The organism is Streptomyces sp. SudanB52_2052, assembly GCF_964272415.1.
Taxonomy (GTDB): domain Bacteria; phylum Actinomycetota; class Actinomycetes; order Streptomycetales; family Streptomycetaceae; genus Streptomyces; species Streptomyces olindensis.
In genome coordinates this window covers 5,640,279-5,664,863 of record NZ_OZ186796.1, presented here as the reverse complement: position 1 = coordinate 5,664,863, position 24,585 = coordinate 5,640,279, and the positions used below count along the sequence as shown (strand labels likewise).

General features: G+C 70.5%; 28 protein-coding genes. 9 read left to right on the top strand and 19 right to left on the bottom strand.

Annotation, left to right across the window (positions count from 1 at the left end):
- Positions 1 to 13 precede the first annotated feature (13 nt).
- Positions 14 to 766, bottom strand: coding sequence for an MBL fold metallo-hydrolase (locus ACSUPV_RS25300; protein WP_031113217.1), 753 nt, complete (start codon positions 764 to 766; stop codon positions 14 to 16).
- 212 nt (positions 767 to 978) lie between these two features.
- On the opposite strand from ACSUPV_RS25300, the gene ACSUPV_RS25295 reads away from it, so the two are divergent.
- Positions 979 to 1,425 carry a type II toxin-antitoxin system PemK/MazF family toxin gene (locus ACSUPV_RS25295; RefSeq protein ID WP_031113216.1) on the top strand — a complete coding sequence of 149 codons (447 nt, stop codon included), beginning with the start codon at positions 979 to 981 and terminating at the stop codon, positions 1,423 to 1,425.
- A 70-nt stretch (positions 1,426 to 1,495) separates the two neighbouring features.
- Here ACSUPV_RS25295 and ACSUPV_RS25290 read toward each other — a convergent pair whose 3' ends face one another.
- From ACSUPV_RS25290 to clpS, 7 genes are all read right to left on the bottom strand, one after another.
- On the bottom strand, positions 1,496 to 2,446 hold the full coding sequence (locus tag ACSUPV_RS25290; RefSeq protein WP_382609712.1) for a PLP-dependent cysteine synthase family protein: 951 nt from the start codon (positions 2,444 to 2,446) through the stop codon (positions 1,496 to 1,498).
- Between the two features lie 6 nt (positions 2,447 to 2,452).
- Positions 2,453 to 2,731, bottom strand: a complete 279-nt coding sequence (locus ACSUPV_RS25285; protein ID WP_031113213.1) for a MoaD/ThiS family protein — start codon at positions 2,729 to 2,731, stop codon at positions 2,453 to 2,455.
- Positions 2,732 to 2,854: 123 nt separating this feature from the next.
- Complete coding sequence (locus ACSUPV_RS25280) at positions 2,855 to 2,950, bottom strand: putative leader peptide (protein WP_311688247.1); 96 nt, start codon at positions 2,948 to 2,950, stop codon at positions 2,855 to 2,857.
- Between the two features lie 99 nt (positions 2,951 to 3,049).
- Positions 3,050 to 3,472 carry a Mov34/MPN/PAD-1 family protein gene (locus ACSUPV_RS25275; RefSeq protein WP_031113212.1) on the bottom strand — a complete coding sequence of 141 codons (423 nt, stop codon included), beginning with the start codon at positions 3,470 to 3,472 and terminating at the stop codon, positions 3,050 to 3,052.
- A 132-nt stretch (positions 3,473 to 3,604) separates the two neighbouring features.
- The gene (locus ACSUPV_RS25270) at positions 3,605 to 5,029 is read right to left on the bottom strand and encodes an amino acid permease (RefSeq protein WP_031113211.1); all 1,425 of its coding nucleotides are present in this window, start codon (positions 5,027 to 5,029) and stop codon (positions 3,605 to 3,607) included.
- Between the two features lie 365 nt (positions 5,030 to 5,394).
- Positions 5,395 to 6,003, bottom strand: coding sequence for a DUF2017 domain-containing protein (locus ACSUPV_RS25265; protein WP_359791261.1), 609 nt, complete (start codon positions 6,001 to 6,003; stop codon positions 5,395 to 5,397).
- 32 nt (positions 6,004 to 6,035) lie between these two features.
- Entirely contained in the window at positions 6,036 to 6,353 is a 318-nt protein-coding gene (clpS, locus tag ACSUPV_RS25260) for an ATP-dependent Clp protease adapter ClpS (protein WP_010039975.1), read from the bottom strand.
- A 107-nt stretch (positions 6,354 to 6,460) separates the two neighbouring features.
- Here clpS and ACSUPV_RS25255 point away from each other — a divergent pair, with 107 nt between their 5' ends.
- Together ACSUPV_RS25255 and ACSUPV_RS25250 are read left to right on the top strand one after the other, a co-directional pair.
- Positions 6,461 to 7,807, top strand: coding sequence for a nicotinate phosphoribosyltransferase (locus tag ACSUPV_RS25255; RefSeq protein ID WP_382609717.1), 1,347 nt, complete (start codon positions 6,461 to 6,463; stop codon positions 7,805 to 7,807).
- A 137-nt stretch (positions 7,808 to 7,944) separates the two neighbouring features.
- The gene (locus ACSUPV_RS25250; protein ID WP_037766740.1) at positions 7,945 to 8,535 is read left to right on the top strand and encodes an isochorismatase family protein; all 591 of its coding nucleotides are present in this window, start codon (positions 7,945 to 7,947) and stop codon (positions 8,533 to 8,535) included.
- A gap of 70 nt (positions 8,536 to 8,605) precedes the next feature.
- Here ACSUPV_RS25250 and ACSUPV_RS25245 read toward each other — a convergent pair whose 3' ends face one another.
- The 7 genes from ACSUPV_RS25245 to ACSUPV_RS25215 all read right to left on the bottom strand — a co-directional run bounded on the left by ACSUPV_RS25245 (position 8,606) and on the right by ACSUPV_RS25215 (position 14,435).
- Complete coding sequence (locus ACSUPV_RS25245; RefSeq protein ID WP_031113203.1) at positions 8,606 to 8,989, bottom strand: hypothetical protein; 384 nt, start codon at positions 8,987 to 8,989, stop codon at positions 8,606 to 8,608.
- Complete coding sequence (locus ACSUPV_RS25240) at positions 8,989 to 9,510, bottom strand: hypothetical protein (RefSeq protein ID WP_359791254.1); 522 nt, start codon at positions 9,508 to 9,510, stop codon at positions 8,989 to 8,991. Before ACSUPV_RS25240 ends, ACSUPV_RS25245 begins: the two co-directional genes overlap by 1 nt.
- Before the next feature lie 53 nt (positions 9,511 to 9,563).
- On the bottom strand, positions 9,564 to 10,340 hold the full coding sequence (locus ACSUPV_RS25235; RefSeq protein ID WP_359791252.1) for a hypothetical protein: 777 nt from the start codon (positions 10,338 to 10,340) through the stop codon (positions 9,564 to 9,566).
- 98 nt (positions 10,341 to 10,438) lie between these two features.
- A complete protein-coding gene (locus ACSUPV_RS25230) occupies positions 10,439 to 10,960 on the bottom strand; it encodes a hypothetical protein (protein ID WP_436948609.1) in 522 nt (173 codons plus the stop codon).
- Between the two features lie 38 nt (positions 10,961 to 10,998).
- Complete coding sequence (locus ACSUPV_RS25225) at positions 10,999 to 11,523, bottom strand: RNA polymerase sigma factor (RefSeq protein ID WP_031113196.1); 525 nt, start codon at positions 11,521 to 11,523, stop codon at positions 10,999 to 11,001.
- An 84-nt stretch (positions 11,524 to 11,607) separates the two neighbouring features.
- Complete coding sequence (locus ACSUPV_RS25220) at positions 11,608 to 11,952, bottom strand: hypothetical protein (protein WP_031113195.1); 345 nt, start codon at positions 11,950 to 11,952, stop codon at positions 11,608 to 11,610.
- A 122-nt stretch (positions 11,953 to 12,074) separates the two neighbouring features.
- Complete coding sequence (locus ACSUPV_RS25215) at positions 12,075 to 14,435, bottom strand: immune inhibitor A domain-containing protein (protein WP_436948608.1); 2,361 nt, start codon at positions 14,433 to 14,435, stop codon at positions 12,075 to 12,077.
- 403 nt (positions 14,436 to 14,838) lie between these two features.
- Between ACSUPV_RS25215 and ACSUPV_RS25210 the strand changes: the two genes are divergently transcribed.
- The gene (locus ACSUPV_RS25210; RefSeq protein ID WP_031113191.1) at positions 14,839 to 15,117 is read left to right on the top strand and encodes a hypothetical protein; all 279 of its coding nucleotides are present in this window, start codon (positions 14,839 to 14,841) and stop codon (positions 15,115 to 15,117) included.
- Positions 15,118 to 15,171: 54 nt separating this feature from the next.
- Here ACSUPV_RS25210 and ACSUPV_RS25205 read toward each other — a convergent pair whose 3' ends face one another.
- Together ACSUPV_RS25205 and ACSUPV_RS25200 are read right to left on the bottom strand one after the other, a co-directional pair.
- The gene (locus tag ACSUPV_RS25205) at positions 15,172 to 15,921 is read right to left on the bottom strand and encodes an RDD family protein (protein WP_031113190.1); all 750 of its coding nucleotides are present in this window, start codon (positions 15,919 to 15,921) and stop codon (positions 15,172 to 15,174) included.
- A gap of 132 nt (positions 15,922 to 16,053) precedes the next feature.
- Complete coding sequence (locus ACSUPV_RS25200) at positions 16,054 to 17,934, bottom strand: RDD family protein (RefSeq protein ID WP_436948607.1); 1,881 nt, start codon at positions 17,932 to 17,934, stop codon at positions 16,054 to 16,056.
- Positions 17,935 to 18,179: 245 nt separating this feature from the next.
- Between ACSUPV_RS25200 and ACSUPV_RS25195 the strand changes: the two genes are divergently transcribed.
- Positions 18,180 to 18,590 carry an SsgA family sporulation/cell division regulator gene (locus ACSUPV_RS25195; protein WP_031113186.1) on the top strand — a complete coding sequence of 137 codons (411 nt, stop codon included), beginning with the start codon at positions 18,180 to 18,182 and terminating at the stop codon, positions 18,588 to 18,590.
- 11 nt (positions 18,591 to 18,601) lie between these two features.
- On the opposite strand, the gene ACSUPV_RS25190 is transcribed toward ACSUPV_RS25195, so the two are convergent.
- Positions 18,602 to 20,008 (bottom strand): FAD-binding oxidoreductase, encoded by a 1,407-nt coding sequence (locus ACSUPV_RS25190; protein ID WP_031113185.1) that lies wholly within the window; start codon positions 20,006 to 20,008, stop codon positions 18,602 to 18,604.
- 107 nt (positions 20,009 to 20,115) lie between these two features.
- Positions 20,116 to 21,261 carry a 4-hydroxyphenylpyruvate dioxygenase gene (gene hppD / locus ACSUPV_RS25185; RefSeq protein ID WP_436948606.1) on the bottom strand — a complete coding sequence of 382 codons (1,146 nt, stop codon included), beginning with the start codon at positions 21,259 to 21,261 and terminating at the stop codon, positions 20,116 to 20,118.
- A 123-nt stretch (positions 21,262 to 21,384) separates the two neighbouring features.
- On the opposite strand from hppD, the gene ACSUPV_RS25180 reads away from it, so the two are divergent.
- From ACSUPV_RS25180 to ACSUPV_RS25165, 4 genes are read left to right on the top strand one after another with little or no spacing between them, the layout of a single operon-like run.
- A complete protein-coding gene (locus ACSUPV_RS25180) occupies positions 21,385 to 21,855 on the top strand; it encodes an Lrp/AsnC family transcriptional regulator (RefSeq protein WP_031113178.1) in 471 nt (156 codons plus the stop codon).
- A gap of 18 nt (positions 21,856 to 21,873) precedes the next feature.
- Positions 21,874 to 22,521 carry an ABC transporter permease gene (locus ACSUPV_RS25175; RefSeq protein WP_031113176.1) on the top strand — a complete coding sequence of 216 codons (648 nt, stop codon included), beginning with the start codon at positions 21,874 to 21,876 and terminating at the stop codon, positions 22,519 to 22,521.
- Entirely contained in the window at positions 22,514 to 23,770 is a 1,257-nt protein-coding gene (locus ACSUPV_RS25170; protein ID WP_037767413.1) for a betaine/proline/choline family ABC transporter ATP-binding protein, read from the top strand. The genes ACSUPV_RS25175 and ACSUPV_RS25170 overlap by 8 nt, the downstream gene beginning before the upstream one ends.
- Positions 23,767 to 24,576, top strand: a complete 810-nt coding sequence (locus ACSUPV_RS25165; RefSeq protein WP_037865459.1) for an ABC transporter permease — start codon at positions 23,767 to 23,769, stop codon at positions 24,574 to 24,576. The genes ACSUPV_RS25170 and ACSUPV_RS25165 overlap by 4 nt, the downstream gene beginning before the upstream one ends.
- The last annotated feature ends 9 nt before the right edge of the window (positions 24,577 to 24,585 follow it).

Genomic DNA, 24,585 nt, shown 5'->3' with positions numbered 1-24,585 from the left:
GCGTCTGGATCGTTCAGATCTCGTACGTCTGCCGGGGTGCGGCGAGCTCCACGGGACCGTCGTAGACCTCGCGGGCGTCGTCCAGGTTGACCCGGGGGTCCGTCCACGGCGGGATGTGGGTGAGGACCAGGCGGCGGGCGCCGGCCCGGGCCGCCGTCTCCCCCGCCTCGCGGCCGTTGAGGTGCAGGTCGGGGATGTTCTCCTTGCCGTGCGTGAACGCCGCCTCGCACAGGAACAGGTCGGCGTCCCGGGCGAGTTCGTCCAGGGCCGGGGTCACGCCGGTGTCGCCGGAGTACGTGAGGACCTTGCCGTCGTGTTCGACGCGGATGCCGTACGCCTCCACGGGGTGGGCCACCCGCTCGGTGTGAACCGTGAAGGGGCCGATCTCGAAGGTGGACGGCTTGACCGTGTGGAAGTCGAAGACCTCGCTCATGGACGAGGCGGAGGGGGTGTCCGCGTAGGCGGTGGTCAGCCGGTGTTCCGTGCCCTCGGGTCCGTAGACGGGGAGCGGGTCGCAGCGGCCGCCGTCGTGGCGGTAGTAGCGCGCGACGAAGTACGCGCACATGTCGATGCAGTGGTCGGCGTGCAGGTGGCTGAGGAAGATCGCGTCGAGGTCGTAGAGACCGCAGTGGCGCTGCAGCTCGCCCAGGGCACCGTTGCCCATGTCGAGAAGCAGCCGGAAGCCGTCGGCCTCGACGAGGTAGCTCGAGCAGGCCGATTCCGCGGACGGGAACGACCCCGAGCAGCCGACGACGGTGAGCTTCATGAAGCAGAAACCTCCGCTGGCGGGATAAGTCTGATAGGGGCGTCGGGGGTCGTGCGGTTCGTCGAGCGTAAGGCGCAAAACCTCCGGTAGCTCCTCCGCCAAGGGCTGTTGTGGGCGAACTCACCTGTGCTGTCACCGGTTCGGCTGGCAGGCCCGGGGGTGATCCTCGCGAGGGGGGCGCGCTGGAGGGATGGCGCCGGTAACGTCTCAGTATGGACACGTCCTGGTGGCTGGCGCTCGCCGCGGTGGTACTGCTCGCGCTCGTCGCCACGCTCGTCGACGGCTGGGGGCGCGGTCGGCGGTGGCGGGAGCGGCGGGCCGCGGTGACGGCACCGGGCACGGTGACGGGACGACCGCAGCCGGCGGAGATCTGGTGGGCGGACGTCCCCTACGAGGACGAGGCCCGGACGAAGGACCGGCCCTGCCTGGTGCTGGCGGTGCGCGGCGAGCGGGCCACCGTCGCGAAGATCACCACCCGCTTCCGTGACGCGCGCACCGGCGTCATCCCGCTCCCCCCGGGCTCGGTCGGCGACACGCAGGGCCGCGCGAGCTTCCTCGAGACGGACGAGCTGCGCGAGGTACCGGTGTGGGGCTTCCGGCGGCGGGTCGGGGTGGTGGATCCCGCGCTGTGGGACCAGGTGCGGTACCTGGCGGGGTGAGCAGCAAAAAAGGCTGGGGTCGCGGCCCCAGCCCTTCTTGTCGGTTCTCGTCGTCCGTTCTCGCCGCCGGCTACGCCCAGAGCTGGCCCTGGAGCGTCTCGATGGCCTCCTCGGTCGTGGCCGCCGTGTAGACGCCGGTCGACAGGTACTTCCAGCCGCCGTCGGCGACGACGAACACGATGTCGGCGGGCTCCCCGGCCTTCACGGCCTTCCTGCCGACGCCGATCGCGGCGTGCAGCGCGGCGCCCGTCGAAACACCGGCGAAGATGCCCTCCTGCTGGAGCAGTTCGCGGGTACGGGTGACCGCGTCGGCCGAGCCGACCGAGAAGCGGCTGGTGAGGACGGACGCGTCGTACAGCTCGGGCACGAAGCCCTCGTCCAGGTTGCGCAGGCCGTAGACGAGGTCGTCGTAGCGCGGTTCGGCCGCGACGATCTGGATGTCCGGCTTCTGCTCGCGCAGGAAGCGGCCCACGCCCATGAGCGTGCCGGTGGTGCCGAGGCCCGCCACGAAGTGCGTGACGGAGGGCAGGTCGGCGAGGATCTCGGGGCCCGTGGTCGCGTAGTGGGCGCCCGCGTTGTCCGGGTTGCCGTACTGGTAGAGCATCACCCAGTCCGGGTGCTCCGCCGAGAGTTCCTTGGCGACGCGCACGGCGGTGTTGGAGCCGCCCGCGGCCGGGGAGGAGATGATCTCGGCGCCCCACATGGCCAGCAGGTCACGGCGTTCCTGCGAGGTGTTCTCGGGCATCACGCACACGATGCGGTAGCCCTTGAGCTTCGCCGCCATGGCCAGGGAGATGCCGGTGTTGCCCGAGGTGGGCTCCAGGATCGTGCAGCCCGGGGTGAGGCGGCCGTCCTTCTCCGCCTGCTCGATCATGTGCAGGGCCGGGCGGTCCTTGACCGAGCCGGTCGGGTTGCGGTCCTCCAGCTTCGCCCAGATGCGGACGTCGGGGGACGGCGACAGCCGCGGCAGGCGCACCAGGGGGGTGTTGCCGACCGCGGCCAGGGGTGAGTCGTAGCGCATCGGTGATCAGACCATGCCGCCGGCCACGGCCGGCAGGATCGTGACGTTGTCGCCGTCCGACAGCTTGGTGTTGATGCCGTCGAGGAAGCGGACGTCCTCGTCGTTCAGGTAGACGTTGACGAAGCGGCGCAGCTGGTCGCCGTCCACGATGCGGGCCTGGATGCCCGCATGCCGGGTCTCGAGGTCGGTGAACAGCTCGGCGAGGGTGTCCCCGGTGCCCTCCACCGCCTTCTGGCCGTCGGTGTACTGGCGGAGGATGGTCGGGATGCGGACCTCGATGGCCATGGCTCAGGGCTCCTGTCGGAAGGTGTCGTCGGTTGGTGGCGCGCGGCGGCGCGGGCTTGCGTGGTCGTACGCAGAGGGAGCGTTTCGCCGCGGCTCACGGCCGTACGGCGGCAGGGTGCTGCGTCAACAGATGGCGCTGGCGAGCCTGCACAGGTCGACGTGCAGCCGCGCCACGAGCAGATCGCCCGGCGTCTTTTCGCTCACGTCGTGGAAAACCATGGGCTCATCGTATCGATTCCCGGTCGGGCCTCCGGAGTGTGATCCCACACTTCGGACGATATTCATCCGCATGTCGAGATTTCCGGCTCCAGGGCCTGCTCAGTACGTCTCGACGACGGTGACCTCCTCCTCGGTGACCTCGCCCTCGACGATCCGGAAGGAGCGGAACTGGAACTCGCCGGCGCCGTCGGTGTCGGCGGTGGAGACCAGGACGTAGTGCGCGCCGGGCTCGTTCGCGTAGGAGATGTCGGTGCGCGAGGGGTAGGCCTCGGTGGCCGTGTGGGAGTGGTAGATGACCACGGGCTCCTCGTCGCGGTCGTCCATCTCGCGGTAGAGCTTGAGCAGGTCGCCGGAGTCGAACTCGTAGAACGTGGGCGACATGGCCGCGTTCAGCATGGGGATGAAGCGCTCGGGGCGGTCCGAGCCCGCCGGGCCCGCGACGACGCCGCACGCCTCGTCGGGGTGGTCCTTGCGGGCGTGGGCGACGATCTGGTCGACGAGGGCCTGGGTGATGGTCAGCATGCTCGTCAGGATAAGCAGAAGGGCCGTTCCGTACCGAGGGTTGGTACGGAACGGCCCACATGCCGGACGCCCTGAGCGGCAGCCGCAGGGAGTGCCACGAGAACTCCCTGCGGCTGGGCGTCGGCAGGCCCGTCAGCCGACCTTCTCGAACTCCGCGTCGCGGCGCTCGGCGATCTGCGGGTTGCGGCTCTTGAGGACCGCCCAGCCGATGCCGAGGGCGACGGCCCAGCCGGCCGCGACGTACAGGCAGATCCGGGCGTCCTTGTCGTAGGCGATCATGCAGGTCACGCCGACGAGGAAGAGGAGCGCGACCCAGCTGAAGAGCGCTCCGCCGGGGGCGGGGAAGGACGAGGCGCGCAGCCGGCCCGCGTCGACCGCGGCGCGGTAGCGGATGTGGCTGACGAGGATCATCATCCAGGTCCAGATGCCGGCCGCGGTGGCGACGGAGGTGACGTAGAGGAACGCCTTCTCCGGGACGACGTAGTTCAGGACGACGCCGATGCCCATGAGGGCCACGGAGACCGTGATGCCGACGGCGGGCGTCTTGCGGGCGTTGAGCTTGCCGAACGCCTGCGGGGCCTCGCTGTTGGCGGCCAGGTCGCGCAGCATGCGGCCGGTGGAGTACATGCCCGAGTTGCAGGACGACAGGGCCGCGGTGAGCACCACGAAGTTGACGATGCCCGCGGCGAGCGGGATGCCGATCTCGCCGAAGGCGTGGACGAAGGGGCTCTCGCCCGCGGAGAACTCGGTCCACTTCACGACGGAGAGGATCACCAGCAGGGCACCGACGTAGAAGACGATGATGCGCCAGGGCAGGGTGTTGATGGCCTTGGGCAGGGTCTTCTCGGGGTTCTCGGACTCGCCCGCGGTGACGCCGACGAGCTCGACGGCGAGGTAGGCGAACATGACGCCCTGGAGGGTCATCAGGCTGGAGCCGATGCCGTTCGGGAAGAAGCCGTCGTGCGCCCAGAGGTTGGAGACGGTGGCGGTGTCACCGGCGTCGGAGAAGCCGAGGGTGAGCACGCCGAGGCCGATGACGATCATGCCGATGATGGCCGTGACCTTGATCATCGAGAACCAGAACTCGACCTCGCCGAAGATCTTGACGGAGATCAGGTTGACGCCGAAGAGCACCACCAGGAACACCAGGGCGCTGACCCACTGCGGGATCTCCGGGAACCAGAAGTGGATGTAGATCGCGGCGGCCGTGAGCTCGGCCATGCCGGTGACCACCCACATGAGCCAGTACGTCCAGCCCGTGACGAACCCGAAGAACGGGCCGAGGAACTCGCGGGCGTACTCGGCGAAGGAGCCGGAGACGGGCCGGTAGAGGAGCAGTTCGCCCAGGGCCCGCATGATGAAGAAGATGACGACGCCCGCGAGGGCGTACATGAGGATGATGCTGGGGCCTGCCTTGGCGATGTTCGCTCCGGCACCCATGAACAGGCCGACGCCGATGGCGCCGCCGATCGCGATCATCTGGACTTGGCGGCTGCCGAGTCCGCGCTCGTACCCCTCTTCGGGCACGGTGTCCGTGTCGACCTGCGCAGAGGTCATGTGTGGTGCGCCTTTCTCCATGCCGACCCGGGCCTCTCGTCGGCCTCGGATCGGGTCTCGATCCCCCCGGATTGATGGAGCTGAGCGGATCTCGGGAGCCCGCTCGTGCCTGGCCGGCGGTTGCCGGCTCGGTGGCGCACCCGGCCGAACATTCGGGTGGTGCTCGCCGGGCGGTCGTGAAGATTTATCACGGCCGCAATACTGATCACAGAGGCGCGATGTGGCGCACCGCACAGGAAAATTTGGACAAAGCGCACCCGAAGAGGCCATAGAAGGCGGGTGCGGTGACGCGATCGTTATCCGGATTTGAGTGTCCTCTGAGCGAACACCGAAGGGCCACCCGGCGGTCACGAAATCCACACGGATCAGGGCATAAGCGTTCCGACCAGCGTCTCCTGGAGTCCACCCAGCCACAGGTAGGCCATCACCATCGGCTTGCGCGGGTCCTCGTCCGGGAGCCGGTACAGGAGGTCGGTGTCCTCCTCGTCGGTGATCTCCAGGCGGGAGCCGATCGCGAGGCGCAGGTCGTTCAGCGCGCCGAGCCACTGCTGGGACTCCGCCGGCGACAGCTTCAGCACCGCTCCGCCCTCGCCGGCCGCGGCCGAGGCGAGCGCGTCCAGGGAGCGGATCACCGCGAGGGCGTTGTCCCGCTTGCCGGCCCGCAGGTCGTTCTCGGTGTAGCGGCGGAACTCGGCGGAGTAGGCCCGCTGCTCCTCGGCGTCCCGGGGCGAGGCGGGCTGCTCGGGGTCGCTGTAGGCGTCCGGGAAGAGCCGCTTGAGCACCGGGTCGGTGGGCGGCTCGCTCGGGCCCTCCGCGAACAGCCCGGCGAGCGGGTCGTCCGGGGCGTCCGCGGCGGGGCCGGGGCCGATCAGCTCCAGGAGCTGGACGGCCAGCGACCGGATGATGGAGATCTCGACGTCGTCGAGGGCGACGGCCGCGCCGCCGCCGGGAAGCGGTTCGAAGGTTCCGGGCATGAACGCCTTTTCACTGCTGGGCGGGCTGCTGGCTACTTGCGGTCCTGCTGGAGGGTGGCCCACAGGCCGTAGCCGTGCATGGCCTGCACATCGCGTTCCATCTCCTCGCGGCTGCCGCTGGAGACGACCGCCCGGCCCTTGTGGTGGACGTCGAGCATGAGCTTGGTGGCCTTGTCCTTGGAGTAGCCGAAGTACGTCTGGAAGACGTACGTCACGTAGCTCATGAGGTTGACCGGGTCGTTGTGGACGATGGTGACCCAGGGGACGTCCGGCTCGGGTACGGCGAAGACCTCCTCCGCCGACTCGGTGCGTTCGATCTCCAGGGGCGCGGGTGACGTCACACTGCCCATGCTGCCACCCGAGGGGGGTAGTCGCACAAACGGGCCTGGCAGTAAGGCGATCGCGTCTCCCGGAGACGCAATCGTCAGATTGACGCAATGGGGGTACGCTCCTCACCATGAACACAGCGGACCTTGGGCTGCCGGTGGATGTTCCCTCGACGGCGCTCTTCACGGACCAGTACGAGCTGACCATGCTGCAAGGCGCCCTCAAGGCGGGCACGGCCGAGCGGCGCAGCGTGTTCGAGGTCTTCACCCGGCGGCTGCCGAACGGGCGCCGCTACGGCGTCGTGGCGGGCACCGGGCGCGTGCTGGACGCGGTGGAGAACTTCCGCTTCGACGCGGGCGTCCTCGGCTTCCTGCGCGAGCGGGAGATCGTCGACGAGCAGACCCTGGACTGGCTCGCCGGCTACCGCTTCAGCGGGGACATCTGGGGCTACCCCGAGGGCGAGGTGTACTTCCCGGGTTCGCCGATCATGCGGGTGGAGGGCACCTTCGCCGAGTGCGTGCTGCTGGAGACCGTGATCCTGTCGATCCTCAACCACGACTCGGCGATCGCCGCGGCCGCCTCGCGGATGTCGGCCGCCGCGGGCGACCGGCCGCTGATCGAGATGGGCGCCCGGCGCACCCACGAACTGGCGGCCGTGGCGGCCTCCCGGGCCGCGTACGTCGGCGGCTTCTCCACCACCTCCGACCTCGCCGCCGGCTTCCGCTACGGCATCCCCACCGTCGGCACCTCCGCGCACGCCTTCACCCTGCTGCACGACAGCGAGCGGGACGCCTTCCAGGCGCAGGTGAACACGCTGGGCCGGGGCACCACACTGCTGGTGGACACCTACGACGTCGCCGAGGCGGTCCGGACGGCCGTCGAGGTCGCCGGGACCGAGCTGGGAGCGGTGCGGATCGACTCCGGCGACCTGCTGCTGGTGGCGCACCGGGTGCGGCAGCAACTGGACGAGCTGGGCGCGACGGACACGAAGATCATCGTGACCTCGGATCTGGACGAGTACGCGATCGCCTCGCTGGCGGCGGCGCCCGTGGACGCCTACGGCGTCGGCACGCAGCTGGTGACCGGCTCCGGCCACCCGACCTCCTCCATGGTCTACAAGCTCGTCGCGCGGGCCGAGTCCGCCGACCCGAAGGCGCCGCTGGTGCCGGTGGCGAAGAAGTCCAGCGGCGGCAAGACGTCGGTGGGCGGGCGCAAGTGGGCCGCGCGGCGGCTGGACTCCTACGGGGTCGCCGAGGCCGAGGTGATCGGCACCGGGCGGGTGCCGGCCGCGCTCGCGGACCGGCAGCTGCTGGTGGAGCTGGTCAAGGGCGGCGAGGTCGTGGCCCGCGAACCGCTGGACGCGGCGCGCGACCGGCACGCGGCGGCGCGCGGGGGCCTGCCGATGTCGGCGACGCAGCTCTCGCGCGGGGAGCCGGTCATTCCGACGGAGTATGTCCAGGAGCCTTCGGGTAGTTAGAGCCTGCCGGACAGCCCCGCACGAACGGGTGTGCAGCGATGCGCCGACCCGTGCCCCTCCCGTCTCCTCCCCCAAGTCAATAGGCTCGGAAGTTCACCGGCCGGGCTTGCCGACCTCATAGCCGAAGGACACCGACCATGCGCCGCGCCTTGATCGTCGTAGACGTGCAGAACGACTTCTGCGAGGGGGGCAGCCTCGCGGTGGCCGGCGGTGCCGATGTGGCCGCCGCCGTCACCGAGCTGATCGGACAGGCGGGCGGGTCCGGCTACCAGCACGTGGTGGCCACCCGCGACCACCACATCGCGCCCGGCGGGCACTTCTCCACCAACCCCGACTACGTCCGCTCCTGGCCCGCGCACTGCGTCGCCGGCACGGAGGGCGTCGGCTTCCATCCCAACTTCGCCCCCGCGGTCGCCTCCGGGTCGATCGACGCGGTGTTCGACAAGGGGGCGTACGCGGCGGCGTACAGCGGTTTCGAGGGCACGGACGAGAACGGCACGAAGCTGGCCGACTGGCTCCGCTCGCGCGAGGTCACCGAGGTCGACGTCGTCGGCATCGCCACGGACCACTGCGTCCGCGCCACAGCCCTGGACGCCGCGAAGGAGGGCTTCCGCACCCACGTCCTGCTCGACCTCACGGCCGGGGTGGCCCAGGAGACCACCGAGCGGGCCCTGGAGGAGCTGCGGGAAGCGGGCGTGGAGCTCTCGGGGAAGCCGGTCGTGCAGTAGGTGTCCGGCGGCCGCCGGGGCCGTGGGCCCGGGGCGACCGCCGGTGACCTTCAGCGACCGTCGGTGACCGCTAGGCGCGGATTCCTCCGATGTTGATGTCGTCGCAGCTCCGCTCGATGAACTCGCCGACGCGGACGCTGGCCTGCTTCGACCTGTCCCGCTCGTCCTCCTCGGGGTGCGCGTACCACTCCAGGAGCCGGTCGAACTCCTCGACGATGCCGCCGGGCGCCATGGCCTGGAGGTCCTGGATGACGTGCCGGCGATCGTGCGGAGTCAGTTCCTCCGCATGGGAGAGGTCGAGCGGTGCGGCCTCCTCGCAGAATTCCGTCGCCGCGGCTGTTTTCCGGAAGGCGTCCACATCGACGCCTTCCCCGCCCGTGCGCATCCAGGTGACCGCGAAGAATGCGGCGGCGGCGACGGCGGCACAGCTGACGACCCACAATACCTTCGACATCACGTACCCGCCTTGATGGCGTTCAGGTCGTGCTGGTCGTAGTACTGCGGCCAGATCTCCACGCGCATGCACGAATTGTTGTCCGTGTCATTGCTCCTGCTGCGGTGGCCGAGGTCCCCGGTGTGGCCGAATTCGTGGCAGCCCAGGCTCTTCCATTGGGACGCCGTCTTGTACTGGTAGGTGTTGAAACGCACCCGCATGATGTCGCAGGACGTCCACAGCGCGTTCCAGTCGGTGCAGTCGGCCTTCCCGTGCCAGCCGTTGTCGCCGTAATTGGAGTCGTAGACCTCGATGTCACCGCCGCCCCACGACGTGGTGATGACACTTCTCTCCAGCTGGCTCTTGCCGTGGTTCATCGCCTTGGTGCCGTTGGTGGTGAGGCTGAACCCCTTGACCGCCTGGTTCCGGTTGTCCGGGTCGGTTCCGTTGTCGTCGTGGCCGGCGTGCGCGGTGAACGGCACGCTCAGGGCGAGGGCCGCGGACACCGCCACGACGGCCATGAGTCTGCGCGAGCTCTTCACGATGTTCTACTCCCTTGCGAGGCGAGACGAGGCGAGGACAGGACCGGGCGGCGTCACGTGGACGACGGGTACGGGGTCGGCTCGGAGCCGTCGTTCGTCGAGTCGTCCGGCACCGGCTCGCTGGCACCGTCGTCGGGCACCTCGTTCTGCTGGTCGCCGTTGGCCGGCACGGGCTGCGGCAGGACGGTGAGCTGCCCGGCGTTGGCCGGGTCGAGCAGCCGCTTGAGCTCCGCGTAGAAGTCCGTGTTGGTCCGCCCCTCGATCAGCGGGAACAGCGGCCCCTCAGGGTCGGCGGAGGACTTCGTGAGCCCGTCCTTGACCAGGACCCTGCCCTGACTGCTCACATACCTCCATGTCGTGAGCATGACATCCTTGTCCAGGAAGAAGTAGCCGGTGTCGCCCACCTGGCTCCAGGTGAGGTGCTCCATCTGGTAGGCGTTGCCGGCCCCGTCCCAGCCCCACTCCTCGACCGTGATGGTCGACGGGACCTCGTAGCCGCTGTTCTTCATCACGGCGTCGACCCGGAGCTTGACGTTGCGCGCCTGGTCGATGCCGCCGTCCTCCGCGCTGCCGACCTTCCGGCCGGGCTCGGCGCTCAGCACCGTCCCGCGCACGAGGACCGGGGACGTTCCCACCAACGCGTTCACGGTGCTGAAGCTGAAGTCCTCCCGGCCGTGCACGACCCGTTCCGGGTGCGCGTCACGGTGCGCGGAGGAGCCCGCCGCGGAGGACGACCCTTCCGCCGAAGCCGAGGACGTGGCGATCCCGGCCGCCACGGCCCCGATCACCGCCGCGGCGGCGAGTGCACGCAGGAATCCCCCTGATTTCACTTTCACAAGCCCCCCACGGAGACAGAAAGAAATCTTTCCCTGACTGTGATCGCGCCGACAGTAGCAGGTGGGGGATCATCGAGGAAGGGGAATATTTTCTATCCGCGCCCCGAGCAGGCGGGGGCATCAGGATTACTGACTTCCGCTTCCATCCATTCCCACGTCGGCCCGATCTCCCCGCCCGTGAAAAGCAGCGGCACCTCGCCGTCGAACCGCGAGACGCTCACCAGAACTCGCGCTCCCGTTTTATAGGCCGCACCGTCTTCTTGCGGTACCAGGAATTCCGCTTTTTCGGGGCCGGTCGAGGGCTTGAGATATTTCTCGACGTTCAGCCGGATGCGCACCTTTTCGTCACCCGCGGCCTCCGTACCGCTCACCGTGCCCGTCACGATCAGCTTCGAGCAGGCGACGATCCCCGACTGGTCGGGCTTCGCCTCCGTCTCCTCAGGAGAGGACCAGGGGGCCCACAGGGTGAGGAGCAGCGCCGCCGACGCCGCGAGGCCCAGGGACGCCAGGAGCGCGTTGCGGACCCGGTTGCCGCGCCTCGCCGGGGGCGGGGCGGCTGCCGGCTGCTCGTCCTCCTCCAGGAGACCTCCGATGAACCTCAGCTTCTCCCCCATGAGGGCCTCCATCTCCGGGTCTCCCGACCGCGCGTCCTTCACCGCTCCACCACCGCATCCGCTTCGAGACGTTCCCGCATGGCCCGGACAGCCGCGTGCAGACGGCTCTTGACCGTGCCGGCCGGTATGGCCAGCACCTCGGCGATCCGGGGCACGGTCAGGTCCGCGTAGTACCGCAGGATCAGCACCTGCCGCTGGAGCGCGGGCAGCGCGTCGAGGCCCTCGGCGACGGCCAGCGTGAGCAGCTCGTCCTCCGGTCCCGGCACGGTCTCCCGCCACGCGCCCATGGTCTTGAGCCGCTCGCTGACGCGCTCCTGCCGGTTCCTGCCGCGGTGCCAGTCCACCGCGTAGTTGGAGGCCACCGCCACGGCCCACGCGCCCAGGTCCCGGGGCGCCTCGGCCCCCCGGGCGAGCCGTTCGATCAGGCGGAGCCGCACCTGCTGTACGCCGTCGGCGTGATCGTCCCGTGGGACTCCGCCCAGCGCCAGCACCGCCTTGACACGGCGGATCTGCGCGACGCTGAGAAGATCCTGTTCCTCGGCCAGCACAGTCCCCCACCGCATCCCCTAGACGGCACCATCGCTACTGAGACGGAGGAGCAGGGGGAAACGTTCGCCCCGGGGGAGATTTTCCGGCTGCCGGACGCTCTACGCGGGAGTCGCCGGGCGCCGCAGCAGCGACCTGATCGGGCGCCACAGCTCCTGCACCAGGTCCGGGCTGCCGACGACACCGTTGTCGGGGGCCGTGCGCCATATGAGGCCGTCCGGGTGGTGGAGGACCGCGGTGACCTCGTCGGGGGTCGGCGGGGCGGCGTTGCCCCGCAGGTACACCGAGCGCAGGCCGAGGTTGCGGAGCCTGGTCAGGGCTCGGGCGCGGTTCGCGGAATGCACCAGGACGCGGACGGCGCCGGGGCCGTCGGCGGCGGGGCTGGGCAGGTTCAGTGCCACCACCACCGTGCCGTTCGGCAACTTGCAGAAACCTCCTGCGGCCATGTGGTCATACCCCCGTGTCGGTCGGTGTCAATAAGCGAGCCACAGGACGCACCTAAACACGGATCGGCGGTGACCCGCCAGTGGGTCACCGCCGATCATGCCCTGACCTGCTAAAACGCGATCTACTTCACCGCGGGGCCGACCTCGAGCTCGATCGTCGAGCCGTCGCCGGCCTCCTTGAGGATCTTGATTTTGGTGTTGGTGTCAGTGATCTTGACGCCGGCGGCCTCGTTCGACTCGTCGTAGTAGTCGTGGGTGCGGTCGTTGAAGACCGGCACGCCCTTCGACGACGGGATGCGGGTCGCCACGCCCGCCTTGTGCAGCGTCATGCCGTCCGTGCGGAACGTGCTGAACGGCGCGTCGTAGCTCTGGATGCGGTTGCGCATCAGCGTGCCGTCGGCCCACTTCATGGGCGTCGGGTGCGAGTCGACCGGCAGCAGCAGACCGGTGCCCGGGTGCTCGCTGGTGTTGTTGTCCGCCTGGGAGGTGTCCCACTTCCAGATCAGCAGGCCGTTCTGGTACGCGTAGTGCTCCACCCAGTCCGGACGGGTGTCTGTGAAGCCGAAGTTGTACGGGCCAACCTTGAGGGTCTTGTCGTACGACACGTACTGGCGGTTCTCCGCGATGTAGTACTGCGCGTAGTCCTTGGTGAAGGACTCGCCCATGCGGGAGAAGCCCTTCGCCGTCCAGGCCGCGTCCGCGGACTCGGCGTCGTCGGAGAAGATGGTGGCGCCGTCGGCGGTCACGGCGATCCGGTCGGCCGCGAAGCCCTTCATCGCCAGGCCGCCGTCGGTCTGGTAGCGGAAGCGCAGGTCGAACTTCTTGCCCGCGTAGGCGTCCAGGGAGTACGCCAGCTTCTTGTAGCCGTCGACCGCGCCGCTCAGGGCCGGCTTGTCGCTGCCGTCACGCGGGATCGGCTTGCCGTCCACGGTGCCGTCCAGAGCGGTCCAGTTGGCACCGCCGTCGGTCGAGACCTCGGCGTAGAGGTGGTCGTAGTTGGCCTCGATCTCGTACCAGCCGTCGAGGGTCAGCGACGCCGACGTCTTCCCGGTCAGGTCGACGGAACGGGTCAGCGTGTTCTTCAGGTTGTTGCCGCTGCCGCTCCACCACTGGGTGGCGCCCTGGGCCGGGGTGACGAGGCGGGTGGTGACGGGCTTCTTCGGCAGCTCCACCACCAGGGCCTGCTTGTGCTTGGTGTTGTACGCGGCGAGGCCCAGCTTGTGCCAGGAGTTGACGCCCGCCTTGGCGGTGTCGTAGTTCAGCCAGCCCAGCTGGAGCTTGTCCCAGGCGGTCATGTCGCCGGGCAGGTCACCGATCTCGTTCCTGCCGGTGCCGAGCCAGGAGCCGGACGACATCAGCGTCCAGAAACCGGTGGAGTTCTCGCCGCCCGCGGTGTCGTAGTGGTCGGGCAGACCGAGGTCGTGGCCGTACTCGTGGGCGTAGACGCCGAGTCCGCCGTTCTCCGGCTGGACGGTGTAGTCGCCGACCCAGATGCCCGTGTCGCCGATCTTCGCGCCGCCGAGCTTGTTGTCCTCGGGGCCGGTGGCACCGGCGTCGGTGCCGAAGGCGTACCAGCGGTGGGCCCAGATCGCGTCCGTGCCCTGGGCGCCGCCACCCGCGGACTCGTCCTCACCGGCGTGCACGACCTGGAAGTGGTCGATGTAGCCGTCGGACTCGTTGAAGTCGCCGTCACCGTCGAAGTCGTAGCGGTCCCACTGGTCGTACTGCTTCACGTCCGCCTTGATCTCGGCGTCGGTCTTCCCAGCTGCCTTCTGCTGGGAGACCCACGCGTTCAGACCGTCGCTGACGACGTTCCACACGCTCGGGCAGTTGGTGTCGCCGCAGGCGTTGTTGCCGTAACGGGCCTCGTTGTAGGGGACCTTGACCCAGTCGGAGACCTCGCCCTCGACCGAGTAGCGGCCGGAGGACTGCTTCTCGTAGTACTTCTTCACCGACTCGGTGTTCTTGCCGGTGCCGAAGTAGAGGTCCTCGAAGTACTTGCGGTCGTAGTCGGCCCGCCAGGCCGTGGAGTTGTCCTTCTTGCGGTCCGGCTTGGGTATCTGGTTGTGCAGCGGGCCGGGGGTGCCGCCGTAGCGGCTGTCGATCTGGTCGCCGAACTCGACCAGGATCGTGAAGATCTTGTCGGTCTTCTCGCGGCCGAGCTCGACGTACTTGCTGTCGCCCTTCTTGCTCTTGAGCTGGACGACCTTGGAGCCCTCACGGTTCTTGACCGTGGCCTTGCCGGAGATGACCTGGTTCAGGGCCTCCTGGCGCTGCGCCTCCTGGGTCTTGCTCAGCGGGCCTTCGAGGTCGTGCTCGTCGTGCTGGTGATCCGCCGGGTCGCGACGGTCCACGGTGGTGGGCCGGGGAGCGGAGGTGTCGTCGTCCGCCTGGGCCACGCCGTAGGTCGAGAGGGTGGCGGTGGCCGCCGCGAGCGCCACACCGATGGCAGCCGCTCTGAACGTCCAGGGTCTGCTGGTCACTTGAGTTCCTCCCCCGCGTCCGAGCGCGCGGAAGGAAGGGGTCCCGGTCGTGGAGGGTCCGCGCGCGCGTGATCGACGCGTGTAGTCAAGTGACGACATTTGACTAGAGGTTTAGAAGAAAAGACAGACCTTGACTTGCACAAGACAAGTGCACTATGCGGATCCGAGGTTCGTTTTGCGGACAACCATCGCGTGCCCCGCCGTCCTGCCGGGCGCGTACATCTGTCCACCAGGTGGACGCCATGACTCCGTGCGCCCCCCGTGCACCGCCCTTGTTGATTAGGTCACGCTTACCGTTCGTTCCGCTCGGGCACGCTGCCGGTTAGAGTCGCTTGACGGAACGCCCGAAAGCTGGCGGAATGCCAGGCCGACGCCCCCGTGGACCCCCACTTTCGAGGACATGATGGCCATGCCCCGTCCGACTGCCGCACAGCTCGCCTACGGTTCGTGCACCGTGATCCTGTCGACCCTCGCCATGCTCCTGCTGTCACAGACGAGTTCGGGCGTCGGGATCGCGGTCATCACCGTCGCGGCGCTCGCCCTCGGGCTGCTGGTCGCCATGACGGTGCCGCTGCCCGGCAAGCGCCCGGCCGCGGTGGAACAGCCCGCGCCCGTGGAGCCCGTACGGGCCCCGGTCACCGCGCCGGCCCAGGAGCCGGTGCGCGAGCGGGCGGCTTCCTGACCGCTCGTTGCCCTGTTACGTGCTGTTCTGTACGCCAGTTGTTTCCGCTGTGCCTCAATTGGCGCTGACCACGACCGTTTTGGCCGCCTTGTCGTGCAGGCCCTGCTTGTAGGGCTCGTTGAAGAAGCTCCAGCCGCCGCAGACCACGAGCCAGAGGCAGGGGCAGCAGAGAGTGGACGGGAGCCACAGGACCGCCGCGCGCGTCAGCGCGTTCTGCGCGGAGGGCGTGCCGGCGCTGTCGAGGTCGACCACACGCAGGCCCATCAGTTTCTTGCCCAGGGTCTGGCCCGTCCTGGCGGTCAGGACGGTGTCGTAGGCGACGTAGAGGACAGCGGCGACCACGGACCGCCAGAGGGACTTGGCGACGTCGATGCGGTCGGTGTCCACGTCGTACTCGTTGACGTCGAGGCCCCAGGTGACCAGCCACATGACGGCGCCGACCAGGAACAGGTCGATGAGGCGGGCGAGGGTGCGCTTGGCGCCGTCGGCGAGCGGGGGCAGGTCGGAGACGGGGGCGGCGGGATAGGGGCCACCGCCGTACGGGCCATCGCCGTACGGGCCACCGCTGTAGGGGCCTCCTCCGTAGGGGCCGTCGCCGGGTGGGCCGCCTCCGGGGCCGCCGTCCTGGCCCACGCCGGAGCCGCCGTCAGGGCCCGCACCGGGACCGCCATCCGGGTACGGCGGGGGTTCGCTGCCGTGGGGCCCGCCCGTGCCCTCGTCGGGCGGCTCGCTCGGGGGCCGCTTCCTGAGCGGGTCGTCTTCCGGGGGCTGCTGATCGGAGCCGGGGGGCGGTTCGCTGCTCATGGCCCGAGTCGACCGCGAACCCCCTGGCTCCGCATCCGGCGGACGGCCGTCCGAGGCATGGACGCACCGCGTCTGTTCCCCCGACCGCCGCGATCCGCGGCGGGCCCGTGACGGACCTGCGGTCGCCGCCGCTCAGCCCGCGACGAACGTGTGCGCGGCCTTGTCGTGCCAGCACTGCCGCCACGGCTTGTCGAAGAGGCACCAGGCGACGCCGACCAGGCCGACGGCGAGGAGACCGGGCACGCTGTAGACGAGCCAGCGGCGCAGGGCCGCGCCGAACTCCGGTGCGTCGTGGCCCTCGATGTCCCGTACCTCGAGACCCATGAGCTTCTTGCCCAGGGTGCGGCCCCACTTCGCGGTGGGCAGCACCTCGGAGACGACGCCGGCGAGCAGCAGGACGGCCAGGATGATGCCGAGGTAGACCGACGTGGTGCCGTCGAGCAGCCAGACCGTGACCGTCTCGCCGGAGAGCTTGGCCGCGTCGATCTTCTCGTTGACGTGGTCGATCGCCTTGCTGCCGAGGGGGACTGCGGCCACGGCGGTGACGGCGGCCAGGACGACGGTGTCCAGCAGCCGGGCCGCCAGTCGCTTGCCGAGCCCCGCGGGGCGGGCGGCCGCCTGCCGCCGGGCGGCCGCCTGGAACGGGTCGTCGACCGGCGGCTTCCAGGGCGCGACGGGCTGCTCGTCGCCCCCGCCCGCTCCGGCGAGCCGGTGCACCTGCTGCGCCCAGGAGGACTGACCGCCGCCGGGGCCGGAGCTGAGGGGTGTGGCGGCGGAGCCGAGGGGCGTGGCGGCGGAGCCGGCGGCACCGGCCTGCGGCCCGCCGGACTGCGGAGGGACAGTGGGGGCCGCCTGGGGGCCGGACAGCGCGGTCGAGGCGGCCGCGCCGGCCTGCGCGGCGGCGGCCCGGGCGGCAGCGGCCTTGCCTGCGCCGAAGCCGGGGCGGTCCGGGGTCCCGGCGGGGGCGGCGCCGCCCTGCGCGCTGAAGGCCGGCCCTGACGGACCGCCACCCGAGCCGGCGGCCTGCGCCCCGAAGGCGGGCCCTGCCGGGCCACCACCCGAAGCGGCCGAGCCCGCCGAGCCCCCGGGGCCCGCCGGGCCGAAGCCGGAGGCCCCGGCATTCCCGCCCGGGCCCGCCGCCCCGGCCTGCCCACCGAAACCGGACCCCGAGCCGCCGCCCGAGCCGGACGCACTGCCCGGACCGCTCGCACTGCCCGGACCGCCCGGACCGCCCGCGTCGGCCGGGGTGCCGAAGGCGGCGCCGGCTGGGCCGCGGGCCGGGTCGCCCGTGCCCGCGGAACCCGCGCGGCCCGGCGAACCGGGGCCCGCGGCGCCGGACTTGCCGCCGGGGCCCGCCGACTGCGCGCCGCCGCCGGACGGGGACGCGCCCGGGCCCGTGCGCGGCGCGACCGCGCGGAACGTCATCGTGCCGTCGTCGGGGCGGTCCGCGGAGGCCGCTGACCCTCCCCCGGACTCGCCCGTCGGGCGGCGGAAGACGAACGTGCTGCCGGCGGCCGCGGCGCTCTCCTCCCGGTCGGCGGGCCGAGCCGTGGACGTGCCGTCGGCGGGGACGGACTCGCCGTCCTGCTGCTGCCGGTCCCCGTGCGCCATCCTCGGGTCAGCCCCCTGAGCCGCCTGCGCGCCCTGTGCGCCCTGCGGTGCGCCCCACGAGACGCGGCGGTCCTGGTCGCCGCCGAAACCCGACTGGCGGGAGCGGTCCGCGCCCCAGGCGGACGCGGGCTCGGGACGGCTGCCGTGCTGGGCGTCCGCGGCGGAGCGGTCCTCGACCGGGTCCTCGTCGAAGAAGTGCGGGCCGGTCTCCTCGACCGAGGCGGCCGGCGCTCCCGCACCGGGCGGCGGCGCGAGCGACTCGCCGTCCTTGGGCGCCGGACGGCTGGTGCCCGGTACCCAGGAGGCACCGTTCCAGTACCGGACATATCCAGGAATGGACGGGTCCGGGTAATACCCTTCGCGGGGCCTGTCGTCACCGGGGGCCGGGGTTGGGGCGCTCATGTCCGTCGTCCCGTATCTGCTCGGGGGCCAAATGGGGGCCTCCACATCTATCAGACGAGCGCAACCCCCACCGCCGCTCCCACCGGACCCACCCCTTTCGAGCACCGATGTGCTACGCGTCGCGCGGCCCCGGCGCGTTCCCCTGCGAAAAAACTTCCGACAACGCGCGTAATGGCGCGGCATCCGCCCGCTCTCTCCTCCCGACCGGCCCTGGAGGGCAGCCGTCGAGAGAAGGGAAGACCGCCATGCACCACGTGGTGGAGCGGGAACTGGAGCTGAAGCTCGTCCTGTCGCCGGAGCGCAGGATCACGGTGCCGGCCCGGCTCGGGTACCTCACCGGCGATCCGTACGCCGTGCACGTCACCTTCCACGTCGACTCCGCGCACCCCGTGCACTGGACGTTCGCCCGGGACCTGCTGGTGGAGGGCGTGTTCCGGCCGTGCGGGCAGGGGGACGTGCGGGTGTGGCCGACGAAGAGCGAGGGGCGCGGTGTCGTGCTGATGGCGCTGAGTTCACCCGACGGGGACGCCCTGCTGGAGGCCCCGGCGGCGCAGGTGTCGGCGTGGCTGGAGCGCACGCTGCGGGTGGTCCCGCCGGGGACGGAGGGCGAGCGGCTCGGGCTCGACGACGAGTTGGCCGAGCTGCTCGCCCAGTGAGGGCGCCGGTCTCAGAAGAGCTTGCCGGGGTTCAGGATGTTCAACGGGTCGAAGGCCTGCTTGACGGCCCGCTGCATCTCCATCCCGACGGGGCCGATCTCGCGTGCCAGCCACTCCTTCTTCAGGACGCCGACGCCGTGTTCGCCGGTGATGGTCCCGCCGAGTTCCAGGCCGAGCGCCATGATCTCGTCGAAGGACTCGCGGGCGCGCCGGGACTCGTCGGGGTCGGCCGGGTCGAAGCAGACCGTCGGGTGGGTGTTGCCGTCGCCCGCGTGGGCGACGACGCCGATGGTGAGCCGGTACTTCTCGGCGATCCGGTCGACCCCGTCGAGCATGTCGGCGAGCCGGGAACGCGGCACGCACACGTCGTCGATCATCGTCACGCCCTTGACAGCCTCCAGCGCGGTGAGCGACAGGCGCCGGGCCTGGAGGAGCAGTTCGGACTCGGCGGCGTCGTCGGCGGGGACGACCTGGGTGGCGCCGGCCGCCTCGCACAGCGCGCCGACGGCGGCCAGGTCGGCGGCCGGGGCGGTGGTGTCGAAGGCGGCCAGGAGCAGGGCCTCGGTGGTCTCCGGCAGGCCCATCTGCGCCAGGTCGTTGACGGCCTTGACCGTCGTACGGTCCATGAGTTCGAGGAGTGACGGCACGTGGCCGCCCTCCATGATGCGGCACACGGCGTCGCAGGCGGCGGCCGCGGAGGCGAACTCGGCGGCCAGGACGAGCTGCTGGGGCGGCTTGGGCCGCAGGCCGAGAACGGCCCGGACGACGATGCCGAGCGAGCCCTCGGAGCCGACGAACAGCCGGGTCAGGTCGTAGCCGGCGACGCCCTTGGCGGTGCGGCGGCCGGTGGACATGAGCCGCCCGTCGGCGAGCACCACGTCCAGCCCGAGGACGTACTCGGCGGTGACCCCGTACTTCACGCAGCACAGGCCGCCCGAGGCCGTGCCGATGTTGCCGCCGATGGTGCACATCTCCCAGCTGGAGGGGTCCGGCGGGTAGTACAGGCCGTGTTCGCCGACGGCCCGGGACAGGGCGGCGTTGACGACGCCGGGTTCGACGACGGCGATGCGGTCGACCGGGTTGATCTCCAGGATCCGGTCCATCTTCGTCAGCGAGAGCACGATGCAGCCGTCGGAGGCGTTGGCGGCACCGGACAGCCCCGTGCGGGCGCCCTGCGGGACGACCGGGACGCGCAGGGCGGTGGCGGTGCGCATCACGTGCTGGACCTGTTCGGTCGTCCGGGGCAGCACGACGACGGCCGGGGTGCCGGCCGGGCAGAAGCTCGCCATGTCGTTGGCGTAGGAGGCCGTGATGTCGGGGTCGGTGAGGACCGCTTCGGCGGGCAGGCCGCCGAGCAGCAGGTCGACGAGGTTGCCGGTCCGGTCGTCGGGAGGCGCTTCGATACGGCTCATGATCACAGGTTCGCACCGGGGGCCGGCGGTGTGAACCCGTCGGCGGCGGCCTTCACCTGCCCGGGGCGTGCGGGTGCCCCATGGCACCCGCACGCCCGGAACGCGGCGCCGGGCTACAGGTTGCCGCGGCGGGCCTGTTCGCGCTCGATCGCCTCGAACAGGGCCTTGAAGTTGCCCTTGCCGAAGCCCATCGAGCCGTGGCGTTCGATGATCTCGAAGAAGACCGTCGGACGGTCCTGGACCGGCTTGGTGAAGATCTGCAGCAGGTAGCCGTCCTCGTCGCGGTCGGCCAGGATCTTCAGTTCACGCAGGGTGTCGATCGGGACCCGGGTCTCGCCGACCCACTCCCCCAGCGTGTCGTAGTAGGAGTCGGGCGTGTTGAGGAACTCGACGCCGGCCGCGCGCATCGTGCGGACCGTCTGCACGATGTCGTTGGTGTTGAGGGCGATGTGCTGCACGCCCGCGCCGCCGTAGAACTCCAGGTACTCGTCGATCTGCGACTTCTTCTTCGCGATGGCCGGCTCGTTGATCGGGAACTTGACCTTGAGCGTGCCGTCGGCGACGACCTTCGACATCAGGGCGCTGTACTCGGTGGCGATGTCGTCGCCCACGAACTCCTTCATGTTCGTGAAGCCCATCACCTTGTTGTAGAAGCCGACCCACTCGTTCATGCGGCCGAGCTCGACGTTGCCGACGCAGTGGTCGATCGCCTGGAACGTGCGCTGGGCGGGCGGCTCGACCATCGGCTTGGCCGCGACGTAGCCGGGCAGGTAGGGGCCGTCGTAGCCGGAGCGCTCGACGAGGGTGTGGCGGGTCTCGCCGTAGGTGGCGATGGCGGCCAGGACGACCGTGCCGTGCTCGTCCTTCACCTCGTACGGCTCGGCGACCGAGCGGGCGCCGTGCTCGACGGCGTAGGCGTGGGCGGCTCGCGCGTCCGGCACCTCGATGGCGAGGTCGACGACGCCGTCGCCGTGCTCGGCCACGTGCCGGGCGAGGAAGTGGCCCCAGTCGGTGGACGGCTTGATGACCGAGGTGAGAACGAAGCGGGCGGAGCCGTTCTCCAGCACGTAAGCAGCGGTCTCGCGGTTGCCGTTCTCCGGTCCGGAGTAGGCGACCAGCTTCATGCCGAAGGCGGTGGAGTAATAGTGCGCCGCCTGCTTGGCGTTGCCCACGGCGAAGACGACCGCGTCCATTCCCTTGACCGGGAAGGGGTCGGCCTGCCGGGCGGTGTCGGGAGTGTGGTGTGTGGTCTGCGTCATAGCCGCAGGGTCTCCCCGCTCGGCAAGGTGCGCAATAGTTTGCGTTTCTGCTGGGCAATCTGTTCAGCAAGATGGCCGAAGTATCGGTCCTTCTGTACAGGATGACCACCTCGGGAGGCTGCTGTGTCGATCGATCGTCTGGACGGCCGGATCATCCTGCTGCTCGCCCGGGAGCCGCGGATCGGGGTGCTGGAGATGTCGCGGCGGCTGGGCGTGGCCCGGGGCACCGTGCAGGCGCGGCTGGACCGCCTTCAGTCGAACGGAGTCATCCGCGGATTCGGCCCGGAGGTGGATCCGGCCGCGCTCGGCTATCCGGTCACCGCCTTCGCCACGCTGCAGATCCGGCAGGGCCAAGGAGCCGACGTACGGGCCCACTTGGCGTCCGTGCCCGAGGTGCTGGAGCTGCACACCACCACCGGCAGCGGGGACATGCTGTGCCGTCTCGTGGCCCGCTCCAACGCCGATCTCCAGCGTGTGATCGACCGGGTCGTCGGTTTTGATGGCATCGTCCGGGCCTCCACGGCGATCGTCATGGAGAACCCCGTCCCGCCGCGGATCATCCCGCTGGTGGAGCAGGCCGCGGAGGAGACGTGAGTCGTGGGGTGAGCGCGTGTGAGCTTCTGGGAGTACCTGGCGGGCCGGCACCAGCAGCTGCTCGCGGACGCCTACCAGCACGCGAGCGCCGTCTTCCAGTGCATGGTCGTGGCGACCGTGCTCGGGGTGCTGATCGGCGTCGCCACCTACCGCAGCGAGTGGGCCGGGAACCTCGCGACCACGGCCACCGCCACCGTCCTGACCGTCCCGGCGCTCGCCCTGATCGGCCTGCTCGTCCCGGTCGTGGGGCTCGGCGTGGCGCCCACGGTGATCGCGCTGACGCTGTACGGGCTGCTGCCGGTGGTGCGCAACGCGATCGTCGGACTGCGCGGCGTCGACCCGGCGTTGGTGGACGCGGCCACGGGCATCGGGATGTCCCGCCCGGCCCGGCTGCTGCGGGTCGAGCTGCCGCTGGCCTGGCCGCCGATCCTGACCGGGATCCGGGTGGCGACGCAGATGCTGATGGGCATCGCCGCCATCGCCGCGTACGCCTCCGGCCCGGGCCTCGGCAACGTCATCTTCCGCGGGCTCGCCTCGCTGGGCAGCGCCAACGCGCTCAACCAGGTCCTCGCGGGGACGCTCGGGATCATCGTCCTGGCGCTGCTGTTCGACGCCGCGTACGTCCTGATCGGGCGGCTGACCATCCCGAGGGGGATCCGTGCCTGAGACCGACGGCCACGGCGCCTCCATCGAGCTGGAGAACCTGACCAAGCGGTTTCCCGGTGGTGCGCAGCCGGCCGTGGACAACGTGAGCATGGAGATCAAGGCGGGCGAGGTCGTCGTCTTCGTCGGGCCCTCGGGGTGCGGGAAGTCGACCACGCTCAAGATGATCAACCGGCTGATCGAGCCGACCGGCGGCCGGATCCGGATGGGCGGCGAGGACGTCACCGACATCGACCCGGTGGGGCTGCGCCGCAAGGTCGGCTACGCCATCCAGTCCGCCGGGCTCTTCCCGCACATGACGGTCGCGCAGAACATCGGCCTCGTCCCGAAGATGATCGGCTGGCCGAAGGCCCGGATCAGGAAGCGGACCGAGGAGCTCCTCGACCTCGTCGGACTCGACCCCGGCGAGTTCCACGGCCGCTATCCGCGCCAGCTCTCCGGGGGCCAGCAGCAGCGCGTGGGCGTCGCCCGGGCACTGGCCGCCGATCCCCCGGTGCTGCTGATGGACGAGCCGTTCGGCGCGGTCGACCCCATCACCCGGGACCACCTCCAGGACGAGCTGATCCGGCTCCAGCACGAGCTGCGCAAGACGATCGTCTTCGTCACCCACGACTTCGACGAGGCGATCAAGCTCGGCGACCGCATCGCCGTGCTGCGCGAGCGCTCGCACATCGCCCAGTTCGACACCCCCGAGGCGATCCTGACCAACCCGGCGGACGACTTCGTCTCCGGGTTCGTGGGCGCCGGGGCGGCACTGAAACGGCTGAACCTGACCCGCGTGCGGGACGTGGAGATCACCGACTATCCGACCGTCACGGTCGACGACCCGCTCCAACAGATCTTCAACCGGCTGCGGGCCGCCGGCACCAACGAGATCCTGCTGCTCGACCGGCGCGGCCGCCCCTACAAGTGGCTCCGGCGCGGCGACCTGATGCGGGCGCGCGGCTCGCTGGCCCGGGCCGGGACGCTGGTGCACGACACGGTCACCCGGGACGCGACCCTGCGGGACGCGCTGGAGGCGGTGCTCACCGACAACGCCGGGCGCGTGGCCGTGACCGGGCGGCGCGGCGAGTACACGGGCGTCGTCGACATGGAGACGCTCATGAACTCCGTGCACGAGATGCTGGAGGCCGACCGGCTCGACGCGCGGGAGCACCGGCACGAGCTGGAGGAACTGCGGGCCGCGCAGACGCACGCGGAGCAGGAGGGGTCCGGGGGCGTGACGGGCGTGGGCCCCGGGGGGCAGCGGTGACGGCCACCGAGGTCGAGGAAGCCACCGAGCCTCTCGGCGCGGAGCCCCGGCGGCCCGAGCAGCGGCCCCGGCCGGTCCGCGTCGGCTGGCGGAAGCTGACGTTCCTGCCCGTGGTCCTGATCGCCGTGCTGCTCGCCACCTGGCTCTGGTTCCAGCAGGCCGACCTGGACGCGCTCTCCCGGAACGCCCTGTCGGGCGGCCAGGTCTCCAAGGCCCTGTGGCAGCACATCCAGCTCACCGCGATCTCCACGTTCTTCGTGCTGGTCATCGCGATCCCGCTGGGCGTCCTGCTGACCCGGAGGGCGTTCAGCAGGGCCACTCCGGTCGCGATGGCCCTCGCCAACATGGGCCAGGCGACCCCCGCGATCGGCCTGCTGGCGCTCCTGGTCATCTGGCTGGGCATCGGCCGCCGGGCCGCCCTGATCGGCATGATCGCCTACGCCGTCCTGCCGGTGCTGTCGAACACGATCACCGGCCTGAAGGCCAACGACCCGACCCTGCTGGAGGCGGCGCGGGGCATCGGTATGTCCCCCACGGGCGTGCTCACCCGGGTGGAACTGCCGCTGGCGGTCCCGCTGATCCTGGCGGGCGTGCGGACGGCCCTCGTCCTGAACGTGGGGACGGCGACCCTGGCCGTCTTCGGCGGGGGCGGCGGCCTCGGCGTACTGATCACGACCGGGATCACCAACCAGCGGATGCCGGTGCTGGTGCTGGGGTCGGTCCTCACGGTGGTGCTGGCGCTGCTGGTGGACTGGCTGGCCTCACTGGCGGAACTGCTGCTGCGGCCGCGGGGGTTGCGCGCGTGAGGCGGCGGG

Coding starts and splice junctions, on each gene's coding strand:
- ACSUPV_RS25300 (WP_031113217.1), bottom strand. CDS start 766: ATGAAGCTCACCGTCGTCGGCTGCTCGGGGTCGTTCCCGTCCGCGGAA.
- ACSUPV_RS25295 (WP_031113216.1), top strand. CDS start 979: ATGGACACGTCCTGGTGGCTGGCGCTCGCCGCGGTGGTACTGCTCGCG.
- ACSUPV_RS25290 (WP_382609712.1), bottom strand. CDS start 2,446: ATGCGCTACGACTCACCCCTGGCCGCGGTCGGCAACACCCCCCTGGTG.
- ACSUPV_RS25285 (WP_031113213.1), bottom strand. CDS start 2,731: ATGGCCATCGAGGTCCGCATCCCGACCATCCTCCGCCAGTACACCGAC.
- ACSUPV_RS25280 (WP_311688247.1), bottom strand. CDS start 2,950: ATGGTTTTCCACGACGTGAGCGAAAAGACGCCGGGCGATCTGCTCGTG.
- ACSUPV_RS25275 (WP_031113212.1), bottom strand. CDS start 3,472: ATGCTGACCATCACCCAGGCCCTCGTCGACCAGATCGTCGCCCACGCC.
- ACSUPV_RS25270 (WP_031113211.1), bottom strand. CDS start 5,029: ATGACCTCTGCGCAGGTCGACACGGACACCGTGCCCGAAGAGGGGTAC.
- ACSUPV_RS25265 (WP_359791261.1), bottom strand. CDS start 6,003: ATGCCCGGAACCTTCGAACCGCTTCCCGGCGGCGGCGCGGCCGTCGCC.
- clpS (WP_010039975.1), bottom strand. CDS start 6,353: ATGGGCAGTGTGACGTCACCCGCGCCCCTGGAGATCGAACGCACCGAG.
- ACSUPV_RS25255 (WP_382609717.1), top strand. CDS start 6,461: ATGAACACAGCGGACCTTGGGCTGCCGGTGGATGTTCCCTCGACGGCG.
- ACSUPV_RS25250 (WP_037766740.1), top strand. CDS start 7,945: ATGCGCCGCGCCTTGATCGTCGTAGACGTGCAGAACGACTTCTGCGAG.
- ACSUPV_RS25245 (WP_031113203.1), bottom strand. CDS start 8,989: ATGTCGAAGGTATTGTGGGTCGTCAGCTGTGCCGCCGTCGCCGCCGCC.
- ACSUPV_RS25230 (WP_436948609.1), bottom strand. CDS start 10,960: ATGGGGGAGAAGCTGAGGTTCATCGGAGGTCTCCTGGAGGAGGACGAG.
- ACSUPV_RS25225 (WP_031113196.1), bottom strand. CDS start 11,523: ATGCGGTGGGGGACTGTGCTGGCCGAGGAACAGGATCTTCTCAGCGTC.
- ACSUPV_RS25220 (WP_031113195.1), bottom strand. CDS start 11,952: ATGGCCGCAGGAGGTTTCTGCAAGTTGCCGAACGGCACGGTGGTGGTG.
- ACSUPV_RS25210 (WP_031113191.1), top strand. CDS start 14,839: ATGGCCATGCCCCGTCCGACTGCCGCACAGCTCGCCTACGGTTCGTGC.
- ACSUPV_RS25205 (WP_031113190.1), bottom strand. CDS start 15,921: ATGAGCAGCGAACCGCCCCCCGGCTCCGATCAGCAGCCCCCGGAAGAC.
- ACSUPV_RS25200 (WP_436948607.1), bottom strand. CDS start 17,934: ATGAGCGCCCCAACCCCGGCCCCCGGTGACGACAGGCCCCGCGAAGGG.
- ACSUPV_RS25195 (WP_031113186.1), top strand. CDS start 18,180: ATGCACCACGTGGTGGAGCGGGAACTGGAGCTGAAGCTCGTCCTGTCG.
- hppD (WP_436948606.1), bottom strand. CDS start 21,261: ATGACGCAGACCACACACCACACTCCCGACACCGCCCGGCAGGCCGAC.